Source organism: Kitasatospora sp. NPDC091257, assembly GCF_044757675.1.
GTDB classification, from domain to species: Bacteria; Actinomycetota; Actinomycetes; order Streptomycetales; family Streptomycetaceae; genus Kitasatospora; species Kitasatospora lactacystinica.
Map to the genome: position 1 here is coordinate 1 of NZ_JBIVVI010001295.1, position 2431 is coordinate 2431.

General features: G+C 76.1%; 2 protein-coding genes and 1 pseudogene. All 3 read right to left on the reverse strand.

The window, feature by feature from the left end:
* Positions 1-180 (reverse strand): annotated as a pseudogene (locus ACIQOV_RS37480) (hypothetical protein); the annotation flags it as partial.
* A 293-nt stretch (positions 181-473) separates the two neighbouring features.
* Positions 474-1589 (reverse strand): PucR family transcriptional regulator, encoded by a 1116-nt coding sequence (locus ACIQOV_RS37485; RefSeq protein ID WP_401055256.1) that lies wholly within the window; start codon positions 1587-1589, stop codon positions 474-476.
* Between the two features lie 88 nt (positions 1590-1677).
* A partial coding sequence (locus tag ACIQOV_RS37490) for a GntR family transcriptional regulator (RefSeq protein ID WP_401055257.1) occupies positions 1678-2431 on the reverse strand: 754 nt, incomplete at its 5' end.

Consider the following 2431-nt stretch of genomic DNA (forward strand, 5'->3'; position numbering starts at 1 on the left):
CCCGCCGCCGTGCCCCCCGTGTCCGACGTCCACCTGGTGCCCGCCGCCGTGCCCCCCGTGCACGGCGCCCGGAACCAGGCCGCCGAACAGCATCAGCAACCAGTACCCGACCACCACCACCAGCGCGAAGCTGAACAGCGCCGTCGGGAAGGCCAGCGCGGCCGCGAAGAATCCCCCCATCCCGGCCACGCTCCCCCGTCTTCCCGCCGGCGCCGCGCTTCGGCGCCGGGGAGATCATGACAGTGCCGCCGCCCCCCGCACATTGCCAGGATCCGGCAATCTTTACGCCCTCTTGACACCCTGGTACGCACGGCCCGCGTGACACTGCAACAGCTCGGCAACAGGACGGCCGCCGGACGGTTCCGGAGCCGCCCCGCGGGTTTGGGGCGGGGGGCTCCCGTGGCGCGGGACCGCGGCGGTCGTATCGCGCACTACAGCCGTGGTTCCGCGCACTACAGCCGTCGTACCGCGTACTACAGCGGTTGTTCCGGCCAGTTCAGCAGCCGCGCACCCATCGCCGCCGTCTCCAGGGTGAAGCGCTGGAGCGCGTCCGCCGGGTCGTACCCGGTCAGCGCCTTGATCCGCTCCAGCCGGTAGCCCAGCGTGCGCACGCTCAGGCCCAGCCGGCGCGCCGCCTCCGCGTTCACGTACGCGGCCTCCGCCTGCACCGCGATGGTGTCCAGCAGCGGACGGGCGCCGCCGCGCGCCTCGGTCAGCGGGCCGAGCACGCTGCGCACCAGGTCGGCCATGGCGGCCCGGTCGCGCATCAGCACCGGGAAGACCAGCAGCTCCTCGGCCCGCAGCTGCCGGGCCGGCAGGTCCAGCCGCTGCGCGTAGTCCAGCGCGTCCAGCGCCTCCTCGTAACTGCGCAGCACCCCGCTCGGCCCCGAGTGCCGGCGGCCGGTGGCCACCCGCAGCACCGGGCGGTAGCCGGGGCCGGGGCGCAGCGTCAGCTCGGCGAAGGCCTCCAGCACGGCCCGCTCGGAGTCCGGGGCGATGCACACCAGTCGGCCGTCCTTGCTGGCCAGCAGCACGTCCCGCTCGCCGAACCGCCCGGCCAGCTCCCGCTCCACCCGGTGCACCAGCGGATGGACGTCCGCGAACGGCTCTTCGCCCACCGCGACCGCCACCGTGTACGAGCCCGCCAGCCGCAGCCCGAACCGCTCCGCGCGCTCGGCCAGCAGCCCGAGGTCGCTGCGGCCGAACAGCAGGTCGTCGATGAACTCCCGGCGGGCCGCCTCCTCCTGGCGGACGGCCAGGCGCTGGGCCCGCTCGTGGCCCTCGCCCAGCGCGGCCAGCGCGGCGTCGGTGGCGGCGAGCACCGCGTCGCCCGTGCGGCGCAGCTCGGTGACGCTGCTCGCGGCGGCCGTCCCGGGCAGGGTCTGCCAGGCCCGCCGGGCCGCGGCCAGACACTGCGCCACCACCTCGCGCAGCCCGTACCCGGCCTCGGCGCAGTGCTCGCCGAGCTTGCGCAGGCGCTCCAGCTCCTCGCGGCGCGGCAGCCGACCGGTGCGGGAGACGTCGGCGAGCAGGACGAGATAGACCTCGGCCAGCTCGCCGGGTATGTCGTAGTCGATCTCCTCGATCACCGTGCTCTGCCCGCCCCCGTACGGCCTGGTGTTTCGGCGCTGAATTTATCAGGGGCGCTCCGGCCGGGGGCGGGCGCGGCGGCCTTCGCTACCGGTCGCGGAAGTGCAGGACGAAGCGCGCGCTGCTGCCGTCGATCCGCCGCCGCACGTACAGCGCCGGGGCGCCGTCCGGGGTGCAGCTGACGCCCTCGCGCACCAGCAGCGCGGTGCCCGGCGGGACGCCCAGCAGCTCGGCGTCCGCGAGGTCCGCGCCGACGGCGCCGAAGGCCCGCCAGTCGTACTCCAGTTCCACCCCGGCGGCCCGCGCCAGGTCCGGCACCAGGTTCCCGGAGCGGCCCGGCCGGACCAGCTCGGCGGGCAGCGGGCCGAACGGCACCCAGTAGCTGCACGCCGCCCGGGCCCGCCCGCCCAGCCGGATCACCGAGTCCACCCGGGACAGCTCCGCCGGGGTGCGGCCCAGCTGCCGGGCCGCCTCCGCGTCCTGCGGCGAGCCGGTGACGGGCGGAGCGGCCACCACGAACTCGCCGTCGGTGCGCTCCTCGTTCGGCAGTGCGGTGGGCACGCTGCCGAGGTCGAAGCGCTGGCTGCGCGGGTCCACGGCGATCGACACCCGGACGGCCGGCGGGCGGACGAAGGTGCCCACGCCCCGGCGGATCTCCACCACGGCCGCCCGCTCCAGCTCCGCCACCGCCTGCCGCACGGTCAGCCGGTTCACGCCGAACTCGGCGCTCAGCTCGGACTCGCTGGGCAGCCGGGTGCCGGCCGGGTAGGCGCCGGCGTCGACGCGCTCCTGGATCCGGCGGGCCAGGCGGCGGTACACCGGGGTGTTCGGGGAGCTCGGG